The following is an 18115-nucleotide window of genomic DNA, read 5'->3' as shown; positions in this document are numbered from 1 at the left end:
GATCCTTTTATTTTTCCTCCCCCGAATTGTGGATCTATTAAAATGAGACCATGGCGAAGTATAGATACGGTCGCAAAGACACAAAATCCAAACCGACGCTGGGATTCGTTGAGCCTGAACTTGCACATTTAGTGGATGCGGTTCCGGAGGGGGATGAGTGGCTTCACGAACTCAAGCTCGATGGATACCGAATGCAGGCGCAGTTAGATAAAACCGTTCTGATGTTTTCCAGAAACAACAAAGAATGGACCGAAAACTTTCCAGAGATTGTTGAAGAGTTGGCAGCGTTTAAGTCCAAAGGAACGATTTTGGATGGTGAAGTCGTTTACCTGGTGAACGGACGAAGTAATTTCCAACGATTGCAAAACTCGATTAAGTTCAGCCAAAATGCGCCACTGTACTTTTATGTCTTTGATGCTCTCTTTTTAGAAGGCAAAGATCTTCGGGCCTTGCCACTGATTGAAAGAAAAGAACTCTTGAAAAAGTATCTTTCAAAAAGAAAAACAAAGTATGTCCGTTACAACGAACATGTCTTGGGTGAGGGTGAGGAGCTTTTCAAAATGGCCTGTGAAAATAAATTGGAAGGGATCATTTCAAAACTTGCCGATTCGCTCTACAGTTCTGGAAGAAGTCGAGACTGGGTGAAAGTAAAATGCCAGAATCAACAAGAGTTCGTAGTTTGCGGATACACCGAGAGTGATAAGGGGTCCCCTTTTAGATCATTGATTCTGGGGGTTCATCGAAACGGCAAACTCTCCTATGCCGGGAAAGTCGGTGGAGGATTCACGCAAAAAAGCCTTAACGAAATAGCAGGCCTGATTTTTAAGTTAGAAACCAAGAAATGTCCTTTCGCAATTAAGCCTGATGAAAAGAATGTCCACTGGCTGAAACCAAAATATCTTGCCCAGGTGAAGTTTGCAGAATGGACAGATGAAGGCGTAGTTCGTCAGCCCATTTTCCTGGGGATGAGATCAGATAAAGCGGTTAAAAATATTACTGTTGATAGTCCAGAACATATCAATCAAGCCACACACTTATAAGGAGGCATTATGAGAAAGGGCAAAAGCAACAAGCCCTCAGAAGATGAAAATACCACCGGTCGCAGAACAGGAAAAACCGGTGGTGATAAAACAGATACTAAAACTCAAGATGCTCAACGAGACGGCGCAGGTGATCGACAAGAGAAATAGCAAAGGGTTAACTGAGCGCCAGTCGACTGAGTTCAGCGAATTGTTTTTCGATTTGAGCGATGAGATCCAAGTACCAGTTCGCAGGGTTTTTAGTCATCAGTATTAAGTTCACATCGCTCGATGGAATGGTTGTTTCGATGCGAAGGCTTATGCGAGTTCCTTCGCTGTTCCCGATGTGCAGAACTTTAAAATGAACATGCACTGTATTTTCTCGATACGTAGAAGTGGCTCCAAGAAATTTTAATTCAAACATCTTGCCTCCAAATGTTGTATTCCTAGAGAGCAAGCGAAATGCCTGTTTAAACGTCTGTATATTCGTTTTTAAAAATTGGTGAGGGGAAAGTTGGGACATTCTGGGGAAAAAAGGCCGCCTAAAAATGGAAAAGGCCCCAAGGTTTACCTTGGAGCCTTTATTGGTTGCGGGGGCAGGATTTGAACCTACGGCCTTCGGGTTATGAGCCCGACGAGCTACCAGACTGCTCCACCCCGCGACAGTGACAAGTGAATGTCTGAGCAGTCAGTTGTAGTCACTTACCTAGCCGGGGTCAATCACTCATTTGTTAATTTATGAAATGGCTCCTCGTATCATTGCCACTAATTTGCTCATCTTTGTCGATTATGCTCTAGTTGAAGGCATGAATTGGAAAAAACTTCTCAAAATCACTGCAATCTCTGTTTCCTCCCTCATCATTGTCTTTGGAATTTTGGGAGTTTGGCTCCTGACAAAACTTCCCGGGCCCTCTCAAGTAAAGCAAGTTCTGAATTCTTCTGCGAGTAAATTGGAAGAAAAAGCGCAACTCGCAGAAGCTAAGCATCCAACGAAAATCGAAGACACTTATGCCGCCGAAGAAAATCAAGCGATGCAAGAGCCTTCAGCACCTGCGGAGGCGTCTACGCATCATAAAACGACCAAGATGGACATGTACGTAATCATGAATGATCTAGCCAATCCTGAGGCGCCGGTAGTTTCTGCGTGCCGAGATTTAGCGCGTGCGGGGGAGAGTGGCTTTTTTCCAAAAAGAACCGACAGAACTGCGGTGAAATTTTTAGATTCCATTGTTAAGCCACAAAAAGATCCGGTGCTAGAGTCAGTTGCTCCCTTTTTGCGTTACGTGTTCCGTGCGCCTGGTGTTAGGGAGATGATTCAGCTTTCCCAAAACGCACAGGGTGACGACAGCTTGTTTCAAAAAGCAGAATTTTACAAAGAGGCTTATCGAGCCGCAAATTTCCTTCGTAATAACACCCAGGCAATGAATCAGGTGGTCCAAAAATCCTACAACTTGCATATGTTTGCAAAAGCCGTGGCCTTAAACCCGCAGCTTGCGAATGACAATGCAGCGGTCACTTTCTGTGAGCAGATGGAAAAAAGTCTGACTGAAAATCAGAACTTGAATGTTGAAGAGCAAGTGCAAGAAATGCAAAAATTCCTGCAAGATGCTGGTATAGACGCAAAATCAATTGGTTTCGACCCGAAATACCGTGCTCACGTCCAGTCGGAGTTTTCAAAAAACTCACTGATGGTAACTGATAGTTGGCTGAAGGAGCTGGTCAGTAAGGGTATGTTCTAAAAGGAGAACTCTTTGAAACAAGTTTTGATCACGGGCGCTTCGACGGGAATAGGATTTGATCTTACCAGAACTCTTTGTGAAAAGGGTTACAAGGTATGGGCGGGAGTCCGCAAGCCAGAATCCCTGGATCGACTGATTCAAGATTTCTCAGAAAAGTTGACTGTATTAAAACTTGATGTCACCAACTCGCAAGATATTGAACAAGCATACAAAACAGTGCTTGCTGAGATGAATCCACGTCAAGAATTAATCCTGGTGAATAATGCGGGAATCGCTTATGGAGGACCTATCGAAGGACTTCCTCTTGAAGAGTGGCGAAAAGTTTTTGATGTGAATCTTTTTGGTATGGTTGAGATGACTCGAACTTTCTTGCCCCTCATTCGGCAGACCAAGGGGCGCGTGATTAACATGGGTTCGATCAGTGGCAGAGTGGCGGCGCCTTTCCTGGGGCCTTACACAACTTCAAAATTTGCGGTAAGAGCGTTTACTGACAGTCTTCGCAGGGAAACCTCGAGCTTTGGTGTGCACGTATCCCTGATTGAAGCAGGACCGATCCGTACAGAAATCTGGTCTAAATCAATTGATGCCTCGGACGAGATTGCTAAAAAACTTTCTCCCGAAATTCGGGAAACCTATGGTCCCATGTTGGCGGCACTTCGCGAAGGTGTTCTGGCAACTTCAAAAGATGCAGTTCCGGCGCAAAATGTAACGATGGCGATTTTGCATGCGATTCAAAGTCGCTTGCCTCGCGTGAATTATATGGTCGGGAAGAATATCAAATTACAAGCGGGATTGATGAGATTTATGTCCACCCGAATGATGGATCGGGTTATTAGAAAAAGTCTGCGCTTTCAAAAAAGCTAAAGCGCAGACTCAAAAATGCTATTCTTTCGTGGAAACAGTTTGTGCCTCACCTTTGTCGTTTAACTGAACAACTTTGGTTTTGCTGACACGGATGGTAGGGATGTCGGTCACACCCTCGGCCTTCATTTTTTCAATATTGAAGGGAACGATTTGCTTACGAGCTTTTTTGCCAGGGTGAAGTTTCAGACCGTGAGCGCAGTTTCTGGAACAAGTGTCTTTTTTAAACTCAAGCTCGATGCAATTCACGCAAACCATGCCTGGTTCATCGCAACGCAAGCATTCAATTTTTATTTCAGAAGGTTGACCGCAGTGAGGGCATAACCCGTACTTCGTTGAAGGTTTCAAATCTTGATCAACAGCCACACGGTGGTCGAATACGAAGCACTCGCCTTCGTATTGGTCATTTGGATACTCATTTAGGTAATTCAAAATCCCACCTTCAAGTTGGAAGACGTTGTTGTAGCCTTTGTCTTGAAGTTCCAAAATACCTTTTTCACAACGAATTCCGCCCGTACAGAAGATCAACATCTTCTTATCTTTCGCGATCCCTTGCGACTCGATATATTGAGGGAAGTCTGTGAATTTTTCGATATTAGGGTTCAAAGCGCCTTTGAAAGTACCGATTTTGTATTCGTACCAGTTGCGGGTATCGATCATCACGTAATCAGATTCTTCCTTCATCACTTTGTTCCATTCAGATGGAGTCAAATGATGGTTTACGCCTTCTGGCGGTTGCTTTTCAGGAATGCCTGTCGTCACGATCTCTTCGCGGATTTTAACTTTGAAGCGGCGGAAGGGAGCTTTGTCAGAATAAGAATCTTTATAGAACTGAGTCGGCTTGTGGAAATATTCGCGAACGAACTGCTTCCAGGCTTCAAAAGATTCTGCGGTAACTGCTGACACCGTGGAGTTATAACCTTCAGTTCCTAAAATGATCAGACCTTTCACATTCAGCTCTTCAGCCTTTGTTTCCAGATCTAATTTAACTTGTTCGGGATTTTCGATTTTTTGGAAGCTATAAAAAGTCGTAACATAATGCTTTGGCGCATTTTCGGTCGTCATAATATCACCTTCAGTTGTCCAAACCAGGTTCCAAACCAGGCGGAGTTGTTAGTTCGAAGAGGGTTATAATGCCCCGGTGGTCCCCAGCGCAAGAGGGAAAAAGACAGCGGGCGTTAATTCCATCCCGGGAGGGGATTCCCTTGCCCCTCTGGTTGTGATCGAATAAAACGGTTTTTTATAGTTAATTTAAAGGTTTAAGTATGTTAGCGACACCTCAGATTCAAAAAGAAATTCAAAGACGCCGTACCTTTGCGATCATCTCGCATCCCGATGCTGGTAAAACCACTCTGACGGAAAAATTACTTTATCACGGGGGCGTAATCCATGAAACCGGTGAGGTAAAGGGTAAATCAGGCTCTAAAGCCGTGACATCGGACTGGATGGAGCTCGAAAGACAAAAAGGGATTTCGATCACATCGTCGGTCATGACGTTTGATTATAACGATCTGCGCGTGAATCTTTTGGATACACCGGGACATAAAGACTTCTCTGAAGATACTTACCGCGTTTTGATGGCAGTGGATTCTGCAGCCATGTTGATCGACGTTGCCAAGGGTGTGGAAGAACGTACGAAGAAACTTTATGAAGTTTGTCGCCTGCGCAAAATTCCTATTTTTACATTCGTAAACAAGTTGGACCGTGAAGGTAAAGATCCTCTGACGTTGATTGACGAAGTCGAAAAAACTTTGAACATGCAATGCTATCCGGTGACTTGGCCTTTGGGTATCGGTCAGCGTTTCCGTGGTATCTACAATCGCCTGACGCAAGAAATCTGGATCTATGATCAACGCCGTGAAGAAGTGGAAGACTACCAAAAAATTCCATTCGTAAAAGGCAAAGACGACCAGATTCTTTACAATTATCTTGATAAAGAATCCGCTGACCAAGTGTTGGAAGAGTTGGATTTGATCGAAGGTGCGCTGCCTCCGTTTGACGTGAACGAATTCCTAACAGGTCAAATTTCGCCTGTGACTTTCGGTTCTGCGAAGCAAAACTTCGGGGTGGACACGTTCCTTCAGTTCTTTACAAAATACGCTCCGGGTCCTCAACCGCGGACAACTAAAGACGATCAAAAGATGGATCCGTTGGATGCAAGGTTCACTGGCTTCGTATTTAAGATCCAAGCCAATATGGATCGTCGCCACCGTGACCGTATTGCTTTCATTCGTATTTGCTCGGGTAAATTTGAACGCGGTATGAAAGTGCAACATAATCGTTTGGAGCGTGAGTTGCGTCTGTCGTACTCATCCCAGTTCGTCGCGGCCGACAAAGAAACTGTCGACGAGGCATATGCTGGTGATATCGTCGGGGTCGGCGATACCGGGAACTTTGCGATCGGCGACTGTGTTTCCTCCTCTGGAAAAGTGCAATTCGAAGACATTCCAAAATTTGCGCCGGAGTTATTTGGTCGCCTGGCGGTGCGTGATGCTTTGAAACGCCAAAAACTTCAGGAAGCCTTGAAGCATTTGTCGGAAGAGGGTGCGATTCAATTATTCATCGAGCCGCATATTGGTCCTCAAGATCCTATCATCGGCGCGGTTGGTGAACTTCAATTCGAAGTTTTGATGCACAGACTGCAAGATGAATACAACTTGGAAGTGAAGCTAAATCGTCTGCCGTACAGCGTGTGCCGTTGGCCACGTACTGCAGATGGCAAGGCTGTTTCAAGCCTTAAAGGTGGCGCGAACATGGCGGAGGATCTTATCGGAAATCCAGTCGTGTTAGTGAACCAAGAGTGGGATTTGAACTGGCTTAAGCGTGAAAATCCAGATGTGGAATTCCAAACAAGTATTTCGAGAGCTCGTTAATGTTGCCTTTAAAAATTGATAATCTGAAAAAGAAATATCCAGGCGGCCAAGAGGCCGTCAAGGGTGTGAGTTTTGACGTTAAGCCTGGGGAGATTTTTGGTCTTCTGGGCCCGAACGGCGCTGGTAAAACCACAATCATCTCGACTATCACAACTCTGGAAGAACCTTCCAGTGGCGTGGTTGAAGTTTTTGGTCAAAATGTTGTGGCCAGCCCCCGTTTTACAAAACAACAACTGGGTGTGGTTCACCAGGAAGTCATTACATCGGGTTTTTTTAGCGTCGATGAAATTTTAAATTTCCAATCGGGCTACTATGGAATTCGCAACAACAAAGACCGTATAGATTTTCTGTTACATAAGCTTTCCCTCTATGAACATCGCCACAAGAAAGTTAAACAGCTCTCCGGTGGTATGAAACGTCGTCTGATGATCGCTAAAGCCCTGGTGCATACACCTCGCTTGCTTTTGCTGGATGAGCCGACGGCGGGTGTGGATATTGGTTTGCGCGAGACTCTGTGGCAGTTCGTCCAGGAACTTCGCAAAGAGGGCATGTCGATCCTGTTAACGACCCATTACCTGGAAGAAGCCGAGCAACTTTGTGACCGTATCGGGATTATTAATCTAGGGAACCTAGAGGCCTTGGGTGAAACCAAAGAGCTGGTTCGTAAATACACACAAAAGAAAATCCGCTTAACGCTGTCAGAATCTTTTGCATTCGATACCCAGTATCTGTTCTTCCAAGAAGGTCTGGAATTTATGTTCATGGTGCCACCTGGAAAATTGATGGGTGAGTTCTTAAATGAAATCAAAGTGCCCGTGAATATTATTAAAGACGTGAAAATCGAAGAAGGTAATCTGGAAGAAGCCTTTATGAAGGTGGTGAGCAAATGATGATTCCATTTATCGCTCTTTTCCGTCGTGAAATTGCGCGCTTTTTAAAAGTGATCGTGCAAACGATTGTAACACCCTTTGTTTCGTCATTCCTGTATTTGCTTATTTTCGGTGTGTCCTTAGGGGCAACGATGCCAACTCATCAAGGTGTGAAGTATCTTTCCTTTTTGATTCCCGGTTTGATGATGATGGGCTTGATGAATAATGCTTTCCAAAACTCATCTTCATCGATTGTTTCGTCAAAATTTTCCGGCGATTTGGAAGACCTCCGCGTGGCCCCGATCAGCAATCAGGAAATCATCTGGGCGATGAGTCTGGCAGCCCTGGTTCGCGGCTTTATTGTGGCGTTGATCACTTATATCGTGGGCTCTGTGTTCTGTTGGTATCAACAGGGCGAAATCCTGACCATCGCTCATCCGTTGTATGCGGTATTCTTCGTCATTGTTGCGGGACTGATTTTCGCTTTGCTGGGAATTTCTGTGGCCTTCTGGGCAACGACATTTGATCAGCTTTCAGCGTTTTCGGCGTTTATTTTGTTGCCTCTGACCTATTTAGGGGGAGTGTTCCTGTCTATCGATCACTTGCATCCCTTCTGGCAGATGCTTTCAAAATTGAATCCATTGCTTTATCTGATCAATGGTCTTCGTTATGGTGTGATCGGTGTCAGTGACGTCGGAATGGAAGTCGCAGTTCCGGTTTCGGTTCTGGGCTTTATTGTGTTCTATGCCTTGGCAAATTTTAGCCTCAAACGCGGTTCATTCCAGCGTTGGTAGCGTGGTTTCGACAAGTTGACGCTGATTGTAAAACGGAGTTCTTTGTGAATCAGTGTCTCTTGAGTTAATTAATTCGATCATTCGGAGAAATACGATGTTTGAAAACTTATCTGATAAAATTATGGCATCCCTTAAAAAGGTTCGTGGTCAAAACAAGATCACGGAAGCCAACATTGAAGACGTTATCAAAGAGATCCGCTTAAGCTTCCTGGAAGCTGACGTGAATTTTAAAGTCGTAAAAAACTTTGTTGATCGCGTAAAAGCCAAAGCCCTGGGTGCGGAAGTTCTCCAAAATGTTAATCCAGGTCAGCAATTCGTAAAAATCGTGCACGATGAATTGGTGCAAACTTTGGGTGGCGGAGCCGTTGATATCAACGTGCGCGAAAACCCAAGTGTGATTTTCATGGTCGGTTTGCAGGGTGCTGGTAAAACCACGTCCTCTGCGAAATTGGCTCTTTATATCCGTCAGAAATTGGGCAAAAAACCAGGTTTGATTCCAGCCGATATCTATCGTCCAGCGGCGATTGATCAGCTCCAAACTTTGGGTAAGCAAAACAACATCCCAACATTCCCAACTCCGCAAGGAATGAAACCAGAAGAGATTTTGGAAAAATCCAAACAATGGGCAAAAGACAATATGATCGACGTGGTTATCGTCGATACAGCTGGTCGTTTGCAGGTTGATGATGAATTGATGGGGGAGCTGGGTCGCTTGAAGGACATCTGGGCTCCACAAGAAATCTTGTTGGTGGCCGATGCAATGCTCGGTCAGCAGTCTGTGAACGTCGCAGAGGGCTTCCATAAGCGTTTAAACCTGACCGGTTTGGTATTAACTAAAGTAGACGGTGACGCCCGCGGTGGTGCGGCCCTGTCTATCCGTGAAGTCACAGGCATCCCTATTAAATTCCTAGGGGTGGGCGAAAAGGTGAATGCTCTTGAAGTATTCCATCCCGATCGTCTGGCAGGTCGAATCCTGGATATGGGTGACGTTCTTTCTTTGGTGGAAAAAGCTGCCGAAGTGATGGACGAGAAAGCTGCAATCCAGTCTGCTAAGAAAATGATGAAGAATGAATTTACTCTGGATGATTTCCTGGGGCAGATTCAGCAGCTTAAAAAGATGGGTGGCTTTGAGACGATCTTGAAATTTTTACCGGGAATGGGTGAGATTTCAAAGCAGCTTAAAAATATGACCCCTCCGGATAACGAAATCAAAAAAATCGAAGCGATCATTCGTTCGATGACGATCCAAGAACGCAATAATCATAAGATCCTTAACGCTTCGCGCCGTACACGTATTGCTAACGGTTCGGGGACCCAAGTTTCCGACGTAAACAAGCTGATTAAGCAGTTTGAGGACGCTAAGAAGATGATGAGCGGTATGATGAAAATGGGCATGGGTCGTGGTGGGATGAAGTTCCCATTTTAAGGCTTGATATTTTATTTTAAACACAGTACACACTTGAGCTTACTGTTTTGAACAAGAGGTTTAGAAAAATGGCAGTTGTAATTCGTTTGGCTCGTATGGGCGCTAAGCATGATCCTAAATACCGCATCACTGTTGCGGATTCTCGTCGCTATGTTACTGGTAAATTCCTTGAGATCCTTGGTGTTTACAATCCAACTCCACGCGGTAACGACAAAAAAGTCGAGCTAGATCTAGCAAAAGTAGATGCTTGGATCAAAAAAGGTGCACAACCTACTGACCGTGTGAAACACGTTATTAAGTTGGCCCAAGGTAAATAAATAGTTGGCATCTGAGTGATATGCGATAAAATATCACTTAGATAACTGCTGTTGGGGGTAATATGGATAGCTTGAAAGACCTCGTTGAATTCATGGCGAAGTCCCTTGTTGATAAGCCTGAGAATGTTGAAGTGGATGAAATTCCAGGTCAGCAAACGACTCTACTTGCACTTAAAGTAGATAAAGAAGATCTTGGTAAGGTTATCGGTAAACAAGGTAAAACTGCAGCTGCGATGAGAACAATCATCCGCGCGGCAGGTACTAAACTGAATAAACGCTATCACTTGGATATCGTTGAATAGTATTCAGACATATTAAAATTTAGATTCTTAGGGAAGGGGTTGTGTTACACAACCCCTTTCTGTTTCTTGAGGTACTTATGAAATTGGTTGGAAAAGTCAGAGAAGCCCATGGTTTGAAGGGCGATCTTTATGTTCTTATTTTCTCAGGCGAAATCGCTTGGGCAAAACGTATGAAGAAATTCGTTCTTCAAGGTAAAGATGGTTCTACAAACGAATACACTGTCGAGCGCACGAAACCTTTCAAAAAAGGTTTGATCGTGAAAGCTGCTGAGATCGCGGATCGCACGGCTGCTGAAGGTGTTGAACACATGGAATTCTTGATCGAAGACGACCTGATGATTTCTAAACCCGGGGAGACAATCTACCTGGCAGAAATCAAAAACTTCAAATTGAAAGACACAGAACAAAACATCCTGGGCGAAATCGTGGATTTCTCCAGCAATGGCGTTCAAGATCTTTTGGTTGTTGAAGCGAACGGCAAAAAAGTTGAAGTTCCTTTCGTTGATGCTTTCATCAAAAAAATCGATTTCAAACACCAAGCTGTGGTGATGGACCTACCAGAAGGCTTGTTCGACCTCGAGAACGCTTAAATGCTCAAAGTCGATGTGATCACTCTTTTCCCAGAGATGATTGAGAGCGCTGTTTGTTACGGCGTTCTGGGGCAGGCTCTCAAGAGTGATCGACTGGCCGTTGCAGCTCACACACCTCGTGAGTTCGCGGTGGATCGCCACAAGACTGTGGATGATCGTCCATTCGGTGGTGGTGACGGCATGATTATGCTCGCCGAAACCCTGGAAAAAACAATTCAAAAAGTGAAACATAAAAATTCAAAGGTGATTTATATGTCTCCGCAAGGAGAAGTGCTCACTGATGAAAAGGCCCGCGCCCTTGCCACAGAAGAACATCTGGTTTTGATTTGTGGGCGCTATGGCGGGATCGATCAACGCATTATTACTTCCTACGTCGACGAAGAGATCTCTATTGGAGATTACGTTTTGTCGGGCGGGGAGTTGGGGGCTTTGGTTGTCGTGGATGCGGTGTCACGCTTTATTCCTGGAGTTCTGGGGCATAATGAAAGCGCTGACAAAGACAGCTTCTCTGTGAGTTCTGGCGGGCTATTAGAGCATCCTAACTTCACTCGTCCGCGAGAATTTCAAGGTGTGGCCGTTCCCGAAGTTTTGCTAGGTGGGAATCACAAATTGATCGGGGAGTGGAAAGACAAGGTTTCCGCATTGGTCACTTTGGTGAAGCGTCCTGATTTATTTCAGGCATACTTGGAAAAACAGAACGAGCAGTATCGTTCACTTAAGAAAAAGAAAAAAGAAGCTCCCCTAAAAGAGCTTAAAAAATTTTGGATGAATTTGTCTGAGCAGGAGCGCCAGTCTTTGGGGCTTACTGAACTCAGTGAGGAAGACTTCAATGGCTGAAAACTCTGTCTATGTTCCACGTCTGGCAATCGGCCTGGTTCATTACCCGGTCCGTGACCGTCAGAACAAAACTGTCGCTACCAACATCACGAATTTCGATATTCATGACATTGCGAGAGCGGCTCAAACTTTCGGGGTGGAAAAATATTACATCATCCATCCTATGCAGGAGCAGCTGATGTTCGTAGACCGCGTTCTGGATCACTGGAGAACGGGGCAAGGCTCCAAGTTCAATCCCATGAGAAAAACGGCCCTAGGCACGGTTAAAGCGATTGAGAGCGTAGAAAAGGCACTAGAAGACTGGAATACGCCTGATACTTTGCTTATTTCGACTTCAGCTCGAGATGAGGGCCTGAAAAAATACTCGTTTAGCGAGTTGCGTCATGAAATGCACGTAGAAAAAAAGCCCGTCTTCATGTTATTTGGTACTGGCAACGGCATGACTACAGAGCTTCTAAGATCCTGCTCCGGCGTTTTAGAAAGCATCCGAGGGGCACCTCCCCAGGACTATCGCCATCTCTCCGTGAGATCGGCAGTAAGTATCTGTCTTGACCGCGTAATGGGTCCATGGTAGACCCTTGTTTTACTTTTTGAATATTTGAATGGGCATAAGGGACTAAGCAATGGCTAAAGCTGTAAAAAAGACTGTTAAGACTGTAAAAGCAAAATCTGAAGTTAAAGAAACGAACCTAGTTCGTCGCGTGAGCATCAAAGCTGCTAACAAAAGCATCCAAGCTTTCGACTCTGGTGACACTGTTAACGTATACGTAAAAGTAAAAGAAGGCGAAAAAGAACGCGTTCAGCTTTACAAAGGTATCGTAACTAAAATCCAAGGTGCAGGCGCTGCGAAATCTTTCACAGTTCGTAAAATCTCTGCAGGCGTTGGCGTTGAAAGAACTTTCCCGTTCAACTCTCCAGCTTTGGACAAAGTTGAATTGGTTAACGTAGGTAAAGTACGTCGTTCTAAACTTTACTTCCTACGCAAACTTTCTGGTAAAGCTGCGAAAATCGAATCTGAATTGGTAGCTCAAACTGCAACTGCAGCTGAGTAGTTTCGATTTAAATTTCTAAATGAAATTTCCAAAAGACCTGATTCTAACGAGTCAGGTCTTTTTTTTTGTCCTGTGAATTTTGTGTTTTTGCGCATGCCGTTTTGAAGTGACCACTTAATTCGCCTCTGTCTAAAATCACTGAGCTTTAACTTTGAAGCATTCAGCAGCGGAATACGACAGCATGGCAAAGACTAAAACAGTTCAATCAAAATCTAAAAAATCCGTGAAAGCCGTCAAGGCGAAACGATCTGCTGTGAAGTATGCAGCTGTAGCGGGCGCGAAGTCCGTAAAGTCTGTGACCGTCGTTAAAGCTAAAAAAGCTGCGAAGCCTAAAAAGAACATCGATTTGCAAAAAGTGGAATGGCGAGATTTTTCTCCTACTCCTGTGATCGGTGTTGATGAAGTGGGGCGGGGTTGTTTGGCGGGGCCCGTGTATGCCGCAGCCGTGATTTTTGAATCAGAAGATTTGCAGGATTTGGTGACGGATTCTAAGCTTTTGTCCGAAGAACGTCGTGAAGAATTGGCGAAACTTATCAAAGAAAAACATAAAGTCGGCATCGGCTCTGCAAGTGTTGAAGAGATCGATGAACTGAATATTCTGCAAGCGTCTTTGCTTGCGATGAAACGCGCGATCGAAGCACTGGGTGTGACATCTGGGCATGTGTTGGTTGATGGAAATCAAAAGATTCCGAATCTGAAGGGCTTTCATCAAACGACAGTGATCAAAGGGGATTTGCGTGTGGCTCCAATTTCTGCGGCATCGATTGTTGCGAAGGTAACTCGTGACAACTTGATGAAAGAGTTGGGAGTGAAATTTCCAGTTTATGGCTTCGAAGGACACAAAGGGTACTCAACACCCGTGCACAAGCAATCCATCGTCGAACACGGACCGTGTGATCATCACCGCAAGTCCTTCGCCGGTGTTAAAGAATACCTTCGTTAAAAAGGCCTACTGGGCTCACGAACGCGGAGTTCAGTCAGAAGAGTTCGTTTCCAAATACTATATCAATCGAAATTATCAGTTACTTAAGCGGCGTGTGAAAACGCCGTATGCGGAAATTGATTTGCTCTTTCGAACACCAGACCGAAAAAATCTTTTAATGGTCGAAGTGAAAACGGCCAACCAAGCTACATTTTACAACGCACGAATTTCTCCGCGACAAAAATTTCGCTTAAAGGGCGCTGCGGTTTTTCTTGCCTCGCGATTCAACTGCCTCGTCGAAGTCCACTGGGCCTTCGTCACCCGATTCGGCGAAATCACTATCATAGACGATGTAACATAACGGCGGCAGCCGGCAGTGCTGGAGCGCCGGTCGGCGCGCAAGCTGAAGCAACTTTAAGTTTATCTAAGCAGTGATTTATACAAGGCGCGAACGCTGATGGATTAAATTTTTAGAAGCCGAATTGGTCGAGGGCTTCGGGTGGCATTGGAGGTTTTGGTGTTCCGTCGAAGTTGAACTCGGCGCTAAGGCGTAAGTTGGTGTCACCACCGGTCACCTGATCTTGGATCAGAGTGATCATCCAGCAATCGCCGGGTGGTTTGAATTGAGCGATATAGGCCCAGGATTTTGGATTGTCGGTGCTGCCTCTGGCATTCGCGTCGTAAACCAGGCGGCCCATAAGGTTTACGTAACGAGAAATAAATCCGGCGGAGAAAGCCCAATCTTCTGTACGGGTCGTGGGATCTACGGGTTTACCTGGAGAGATTTTGTACTGCTTAGTCAATGCGACTTGAGCAAACTGACCCATATCATTCAAGACGCGCACACGCGAGGATGCATTGGTGACGCCATGATAAGGATAGTAATTGAAGATAGAATAAGTCTGGAACCGCGCCAAGCGCACATCCAAGGTCGCACTTAAATCGGACCACGGCTCACCCTGGGCTTTATTGTTTTGAGTGCCGTCATAGGATTGGGCGAGCTTTAAATAACCGATCTGTTGATATTCAGGGCGATCGCTCAACCAGGTTTTTCTAATGATTTTATTTGTTAAAGCGAACGTCACCAGATTTCGATCGTACACGCGATCCGTGTAGTCGAATTGCAATCCATAGTCAGAAGCCAAGTCCAAATCGGAGATGGAATCAGTGGATGTGTAAGGGGCATCATTCACTTTACCCTGGCCATAGAATGGATGCATTCCTTGGTCGATCCAGGGAATGTTGGTATAGGAAATCTCGGGGATGATTTCGTGTTTATAACGAGTAGCCTTGGAATCCACCTGATCGCCATAAATACGACTGAAATCCATGCGCCCCGTTAGTTCTGTACGCGCATAACGACGGACGTAATTTTTTTGATCGCTGACTTCAAAGTTATAGTGCGTTTCGCGGTAGCTCACGCGGGGAAGAACGTCGACACCGTCTGAAACTTTGATCGGATAGGATAAAGTCGGTAAGAAGTCCAAACGCTGACCGGTACGAATAAGATCCGTCGCTGGATCATACACGCCATCGTACTTTTTTTGGCAACCCGGAGTATCTGACCACTGCGGATTTCCGCAGGTACTATCAACATAGCGAATTCTGTTTCCAGCCGCATCGGTGCCATAAACCATGTCGTCATAGGCTTGTCCGCTGCGTGCGAAATTTACGTAATCCAGATTAATGGTGTAGACGAAATTTGTTTCACCGATATTTTTTTCCACTTGCGACCAGCGAATTTCTGGAAGGCGGTGAACGGCGTCTTCATTTCCTGCCAAGGGATCTGCCTGCAAAATATTATAATAATAGGAAGTATCCACACTGGTGTGAGTGTCTTTGGTGTTTTTTGTGACAGAAACGCGGCTTTCCATGGCGGAGTCACCGTGATTCATGGTCTCCAATGGGAAGTCTTTAGGATACTGAAGGTCGCTGGCTAGATTTACGCTGGCACGATGAACGTAATCGTTCGGCATCGTCTGATAGTGATCGTATTTTACGTACCAACGCTCAAGTGGCGTGTTTTTATCTACAGGGGAGCGGTAGTCATTCAGACGTGGATCACGACCGAAGGCGCTATCGTAAAGTGTTGCGGTATTTAAAATTCCGCCACTGTCTTCGTTCAAAGCATAGCGGTATTCAAGCATCCCTTTAAGGCCACGCTTTTCGTAGTTCTTAAGAGTGATGGTGGCGTCGGTATTGCGAGAAATCGCCCAGAAGTACGGTTGGTAGAATGTAAAACCCCCGTTATCCGAAAGCTCCATCCCCGGAGTTAAAAGACCTGATTGGCGATCACTCTTCAGTGGAACCACCAGATACGGAAACCAGAAAACAGGAATGTCAGAGACTCTTAAGATCGCATTTTTAATATACGCATAGCCGCCCATTTCGGCGCGAATTGTCGAGCCGGAAAAACTCCAGGAAGCCGGGCAATTGGTACAAGTCGTATAGTCCGCGTTGCTGACGATGAATTCCTGATCGCTGGTTTTTTCCAGGATATTTCCCGAAAACGCCACAGGACCTGATGAAACATAGCCATCGTAGATGATGCCCGTGTTGTTTTCGTAATCAAGATTGATTCGAGAACCCGAGATGGTGTTCTTCATGTCGCTGATTTCAACGTTCCCAGTTAACTCTGTACGGTGAGTGCGCAGATGGACGATCGCTTTATCAGCGCGAATGTGTTGGCCTTGATAGACGATTTGCACATTGCCTTCAAGCTCAACCGTTTCATGTTCATTATCGCGGAACATGCTGTCAGCATTGAGCATTATGCCTTGAATTTTTGCTGCAGGTGCCGACGGGGAAGCCGCCGGAGTCGGTGTTGGTGTAGGAATCGGGTCTACGGCCAAAGCCAAAGATGACGTCACCAAAGACAGAACTAAAGATGAAAACAAGATGAACCAACGTAGATGCACCAAACTATGGTAGGGAGTCTTTAGCCCTTTGTCGAGCTTGAAATTTGGACTCAAAACGGCATGGATTTTCGCCGTTAAGTAAGAACCTGATCAGTGAAGAAGAAGGGATTATTCCATGGATTTGAAACTCGTTTTAGACGGGGATATTACGATTATTTCTTTGAGCGGCCGCATTGAGATCGAAAAAGCTCAATCATTCAAAAAAGCCTGCTTAACTGCTTTTGCCGATAAAAAAGTTGTCTTTTGCATGAAAAATTTAAATTTCGTAGGATCATCAGGCATTCAGTCATTTTTCGGTCTGTTAAATGAAATGAATGAATCCAAGCAATTGAATGTAAAAATCGCGGGATTGAATCCAGATTTCCAGCGCCTTTTTGCATTTTCTCAGTGCCCGGCGCTGGAAGTTCATGAAAGTATCGAAGGCGCACTACAAAGTTTCTAACCGCCTTCGCCTGGGCTTCGGCGGTCAAAACCGTCTATTTTCTTAGGTCGTTTAGTTTCTGACTGAGCTCAAGGTTGAGACGCTCCAAAGCAGCGGCTGCAGCCTTGAGTTTTTCGTTTTCTTCGTTCTTGGCATTCCACATATAGCGAAGGCTTTCGAGTTGCTCAAAATACTGGCGATTTTCTTTTTCCAGTTTTTGAATCGTCTCTTGATCTTGCACCACACGGATTTGTAAATCAGCGTGCTCTACGCCCAGTTTTTGATTCTGACGCGTAAGCTCACTCATGCGTTCTTGTTGGCGCGTGATCTCTTGCTCTAGGCGGTGGCGAATCTCTTCTTTGCTACGACGAACAACAACCAACTCATTTTCAAGAGTATCCTGGCGCTCCAGGGCCGAGTGAAGTTTTGCGGTCTTCACTTCAAGGTCTTCTTGAGCTTGATGTAGTACTTGAAGTTCTTTATTCATGCTCGCGATCTGGTCTTCATAATGTTGAACCATCTCTTGAGCTTTTTTATCAGATGTCTCGACTTGGTAACGAGCATTCTTAGTAACTTCAATCACTTGATGGCGAAGGTCACGAAGCAAAGCTTCGTTATGGTTCAGGCTTGATTCAAGTTCGCTGACCCGAACATCTTGAGCTGCTGAATATTCTTTCAACTGTTGGATGTAAGGTTTTACCTGAGTTTTGATGCGATCATGATATTTCTCATGACGGATGATATCCGCGGTCATCGCTCGGACTTTTTGCTCAAGAGCGCGCATTTTTTCGGTTTGGATTTCTTTCTCGCGCTCGATCTGATCAACTTTGTGTTTCCACATGTTGTCTTTTTCGCGCCAAACAAGAATTTGGTCCGTCACAGAAGATTGTGAAAGGCGGGCTTTCGCACTCTCTTCGCTGAGTCGTTGATTTTCATTTTCCAACAAAGAGAGTCGGCGAATTGCGACTTTAAGTCGCGCCATTAAATCTTCATTCTGGGAAATAAGGTTTTCCACAGTTGAGGATTTTAAGATCTCTTTTGGCAAATGACTGACGTCAGCTTTCTTTGGAAGCTCGTCGGGAAGTGGAATAGGAGCGTGCATGGGCTGCTGCTCGAATTCAAAGTCTAAATGTGCTAATTTCGCGCTCTGGAATTGTTCGGTGTCCATAGCCCTC

21 protein-coding genes and 1 tRNA gene are annotated in these 18115 nt (G+C 45.2%); 17 read left to right on the top strand and 5 right to left on the bottom strand.

The genetic code is table 11. The features are described 5' to 3' along the window. Window positions 1–50: 50 nt before the first annotated feature. Together ligD and ACLSU7_RS02935 are read left to right on the top strand one after the other, a co-directional pair. Complete coding sequence (ligD, locus tag ACLSU7_RS02940) at window positions 51–1040, top strand: non-homologous end-joining DNA ligase (protein ID WP_413294063.1); 990 nt, start codon at window positions 51–53, stop codon at window positions 1038–1040. Window positions 1041–1049: 9 nt separating this feature from the next. Continuing rightward, window positions 1050–1190 (top strand): hypothetical protein, encoded by a 141-nt coding sequence (locus ACLSU7_RS02935; RefSeq protein ID WP_413294062.1) that lies wholly within the window; start codon window positions 1050–1052, stop codon window positions 1188–1190. Window positions 1191–1197: 7 nt separating this feature from the next. Here the strand turns inward: ACLSU7_RS02935 and ACLSU7_RS02930 are convergent, their stop codons facing one another. Then, window positions 1198–1443, bottom strand: coding sequence for a hypothetical protein (locus ACLSU7_RS02930; RefSeq protein WP_413294061.1), 246 nt, complete (start codon window positions 1441–1443; stop codon window positions 1198–1200). A 161-nt stretch (window positions 1444–1604) separates the two neighbouring features. Beyond that, window positions 1605–1681, bottom strand: a tRNA-Met gene (locus ACLSU7_RS02925). An 81-nt stretch (window positions 1682–1762) separates the two neighbouring features. Between ACLSU7_RS02925 and ACLSU7_RS02920 the strand changes: the two genes are divergently transcribed. Next, window positions 1763–2758 (top strand): hypothetical protein, encoded by a 996-nt coding sequence (locus ACLSU7_RS02920; RefSeq protein WP_413294060.1) that lies wholly within the window; start codon window positions 1763–1765, stop codon window positions 2756–2758. Between the two features lie 12 nt (window positions 2759–2770). After that, on the top strand, window positions 2771–3622 hold the full coding sequence (locus ACLSU7_RS02915; protein WP_413294059.1) for an SDR family oxidoreductase: 852 nt from the start codon (window positions 2771–2773) through the stop codon (window positions 3620–3622). 18 nt (window positions 3623–3640) lie between these two features. Here the strand turns inward: ACLSU7_RS02915 and ACLSU7_RS02910 are convergent, their stop codons facing one another. Then, on the bottom strand, window positions 3641–4684 hold the full coding sequence (locus ACLSU7_RS02910) for a rhodanese-related sulfurtransferase (protein ID WP_413294058.1): 1044 nt from the start codon (window positions 4682–4684) through the stop codon (window positions 3641–3643). Between the two features lie 200 nt (window positions 4685–4884). Between ACLSU7_RS02910 and ACLSU7_RS02905 the strand changes: the two genes are divergently transcribed. From ACLSU7_RS02905 to ACLSU7_RS02850, 12 genes are all read left to right on the top strand, one after another. Continuing rightward, window positions 4885–6492: a peptide chain release factor 3 gene (locus ACLSU7_RS02905; protein WP_413294057.1), complete on the top strand. Its 1608-nt coding sequence runs from the start codon at window positions 4885–4887 to the stop codon at window positions 6490–6492. Then, window positions 6492–7382: an ABC transporter ATP-binding protein gene (locus tag ACLSU7_RS02900; protein ID WP_142700157.1), complete on the top strand. Its 891-nt coding sequence runs from the start codon at window positions 6492–6494 to the stop codon at window positions 7380–7382. Before ACLSU7_RS02905 ends, ACLSU7_RS02900 begins: the two co-directional genes overlap by 1 nt. Continuing rightward, window positions 7379–8155, top strand: coding sequence for an ABC transporter permease (locus tag ACLSU7_RS02895; protein WP_413294056.1), 777 nt, complete (start codon window positions 7379–7381; stop codon window positions 8153–8155). The genes ACLSU7_RS02900 and ACLSU7_RS02895 overlap by 4 nt, the downstream gene beginning before the upstream one ends. 94 nt (window positions 8156–8249) lie before the next feature. Further along, a complete protein-coding gene (ffh, locus tag ACLSU7_RS02890; RefSeq protein WP_413294055.1) occupies window positions 8250–9581 on the top strand; it encodes a signal recognition particle protein in 1332 nt (443 codons plus the stop codon). A 68-nt stretch (window positions 9582–9649) separates the two neighbouring features. Further along, the gene (gene rpsP / locus ACLSU7_RS02885) at window positions 9650–9898 is read left to right on the top strand and encodes a 30S ribosomal protein S16 (protein WP_413294054.1); all 249 of its coding nucleotides are present in this window, start codon (window positions 9650–9652) and stop codon (window positions 9896–9898) included. A gap of 62 nt (window positions 9899–9960) precedes the next feature. Continuing rightward, window positions 9961–10200, top strand: coding sequence for a KH domain-containing protein (locus ACLSU7_RS02880; protein ID WP_038446499.1), 240 nt, complete (start codon window positions 9961–9963; stop codon window positions 10198–10200). A gap of 77 nt (window positions 10201–10277) precedes the next feature. Next, the gene (gene rimM, locus ACLSU7_RS02875; RefSeq protein ID WP_413294053.1) at window positions 10278–10790 is read left to right on the top strand and encodes a ribosome maturation factor RimM; all 513 of its coding nucleotides are present in this window, start codon (window positions 10278–10280) and stop codon (window positions 10788–10790) included. Beyond that, window positions 10791–11627, top strand: a complete 837-nt coding sequence (trmD, locus tag ACLSU7_RS02870; protein ID WP_413294052.1) for a tRNA (guanosine(37)-N1)-methyltransferase TrmD — start codon at window positions 10791–10793, stop codon at window positions 11625–11627. It begins immediately after the preceding gene. Beyond that, window positions 11620–12201, top strand: coding sequence for an RNA methyltransferase (locus tag ACLSU7_RS02865; RefSeq protein ID WP_413294051.1), 582 nt, complete (start codon window positions 11620–11622; stop codon window positions 12199–12201). The genes trmD and ACLSU7_RS02865 overlap by 8 nt, the downstream gene beginning before the upstream one ends. 49 nt (window positions 12202–12250) lie before the next feature. Beyond that, on the top strand, window positions 12251–12679 hold the full coding sequence (rplS, locus tag ACLSU7_RS02860) for a 50S ribosomal protein L19 (protein WP_413294050.1): 429 nt from the start codon (window positions 12251–12253) through the stop codon (window positions 12677–12679). 181 nt (window positions 12680–12860) lie between these two features. Next, window positions 12861–13622, top strand: a complete 762-nt coding sequence (locus ACLSU7_RS02855) for a ribonuclease HII (protein ID WP_413294049.1) — start codon at window positions 12861–12863, stop codon at window positions 13620–13622. Next, window positions 13573–13962: a YraN family protein gene (locus ACLSU7_RS02850; protein ID WP_413294048.1), complete on the top strand. Its 390-nt coding sequence runs from the start codon at window positions 13573–13575 to the stop codon at window positions 13960–13962. The genes ACLSU7_RS02855 and ACLSU7_RS02850 overlap by 50 nt, the downstream gene beginning before the upstream one ends. Window positions 13963–14071: 109 nt before the next feature. Here ACLSU7_RS02850 and ACLSU7_RS02845 read toward each other — a convergent pair whose 3' ends face one another. Continuing rightward, window positions 14072–16519 (bottom strand): LPS-assembly protein LptD, encoded by a 2448-nt coding sequence (locus ACLSU7_RS02845; protein WP_413294047.1) that lies wholly within the window; start codon window positions 16517–16519, stop codon window positions 14072–14074. Window positions 16520–16634: 115 nt separating this feature from the next. Between ACLSU7_RS02845 and ACLSU7_RS02840 the strand changes: the two genes are divergently transcribed. Next, a complete protein-coding gene (locus ACLSU7_RS02840; RefSeq protein ID WP_413294046.1) occupies window positions 16635–16961 on the top strand; it encodes an STAS domain-containing protein in 327 nt (108 codons plus the stop codon). A 34-nt stretch (window positions 16962–16995) separates the two neighbouring features. Here the strand turns inward: ACLSU7_RS02840 and ACLSU7_RS02835 are convergent, their stop codons facing one another. Continuing rightward, window positions 16996–18108, bottom strand: coding sequence for a hypothetical protein (locus ACLSU7_RS02835; protein ID WP_413294045.1), 1113 nt, complete (start codon window positions 18106–18108; stop codon window positions 16996–16998). Window positions 18109–18115: the final 7 nt, after the last annotated feature.

The sequence above is a fragment of the Bdellovibrio sp. HCB185ZH genome (genome assembly GCF_047302455.1).
GTDB lineage: Bacteria > Bdellovibrionota > Bdellovibrionia > Bdellovibrionales > Bdellovibrionaceae > Bdellovibrio.
This window is presented reverse-complemented; position numbering and strand designations above follow the sequence as displayed.

Coding starts and splice junctions, on each gene's coding strand:
- ligD (WP_413294063.1), top strand. CDS start 51: ATGGCGAAGTATAGATACGGTCGCAAAGACACAAAATCCAAACCGACG.
- ACLSU7_RS02935 (WP_413294062.1), top strand. CDS start 1,050: ATGAGAAAGGGCAAAAGCAACAAGCCCTCAGAAGATGAAAATACCACC.
- ACLSU7_RS02930 (WP_413294061.1), bottom strand. CDS start 1,443: ATGTTTGAATTAAAATTTCTTGGAGCCACTTCTACGTATCGAGAAAAT.
- ACLSU7_RS02920 (WP_413294060.1), top strand. CDS start 1,763: ATGGCTCCTCGTATCATTGCCACTAATTTGCTCATCTTTGTCGATTAT.
- ACLSU7_RS02910 (WP_413294058.1), bottom strand. CDS start 4,684: ATGACGACCGAAAATGCGCCAAAGCATTATGTTACGACTTTTTATAGC.
- ACLSU7_RS02905 (WP_413294057.1), top strand. CDS start 4,885: ATGTTAGCGACACCTCAGATTCAAAAAGAAATTCAAAGACGCCGTACC.
- ACLSU7_RS02900 (WP_142700157.1), top strand. CDS start 6,492: ATGTTGCCTTTAAAAATTGATAATCTGAAAAAGAAATATCCAGGCGGC.
- ACLSU7_RS02895 (WP_413294056.1), top strand. CDS start 7,379: ATGATGATTCCATTTATCGCTCTTTTCCGTCGTGAAATTGCGCGCTTT.
- ffh (WP_413294055.1), top strand. CDS start 8,250: ATGTTTGAAAACTTATCTGATAAAATTATGGCATCCCTTAAAAAGGTT.
- rpsP (WP_413294054.1), top strand. CDS start 9,650: ATGGCAGTTGTAATTCGTTTGGCTCGTATGGGCGCTAAGCATGATCCT.
- ACLSU7_RS02880 (WP_038446499.1), top strand. CDS start 9,961: ATGGATAGCTTGAAAGACCTCGTTGAATTCATGGCGAAGTCCCTTGTT.
- rimM (WP_413294053.1), top strand. CDS start 10,278: ATGAAATTGGTTGGAAAAGTCAGAGAAGCCCATGGTTTGAAGGGCGAT.
- trmD (WP_413294052.1), top strand. CDS start 10,791: ATGCTCAAAGTCGATGTGATCACTCTTTTCCCAGAGATGATTGAGAGC.
- ACLSU7_RS02865 (WP_413294051.1), top strand. CDS start 11,620: ATGGCTGAAAACTCTGTCTATGTTCCACGTCTGGCAATCGGCCTGGTT.
- rplS (WP_413294050.1), top strand. CDS start 12,251: ATGGCTAAAGCTGTAAAAAAGACTGTTAAGACTGTAAAAGCAAAATCT.
- ACLSU7_RS02855 (WP_413294049.1), top strand. CDS start 12,861: ATGGCAAAGACTAAAACAGTTCAATCAAAATCTAAAAAATCCGTGAAA.
- ACLSU7_RS02840 (WP_413294046.1), top strand. CDS start 16,635: ATGGATTTGAAACTCGTTTTAGACGGGGATATTACGATTATTTCTTTG.
- ACLSU7_RS02835 (WP_413294045.1), bottom strand. CDS start 18,108: ATGGACACCGAACAATTCCAGAGCGCGAAATTAGCACATTTAGACTTT.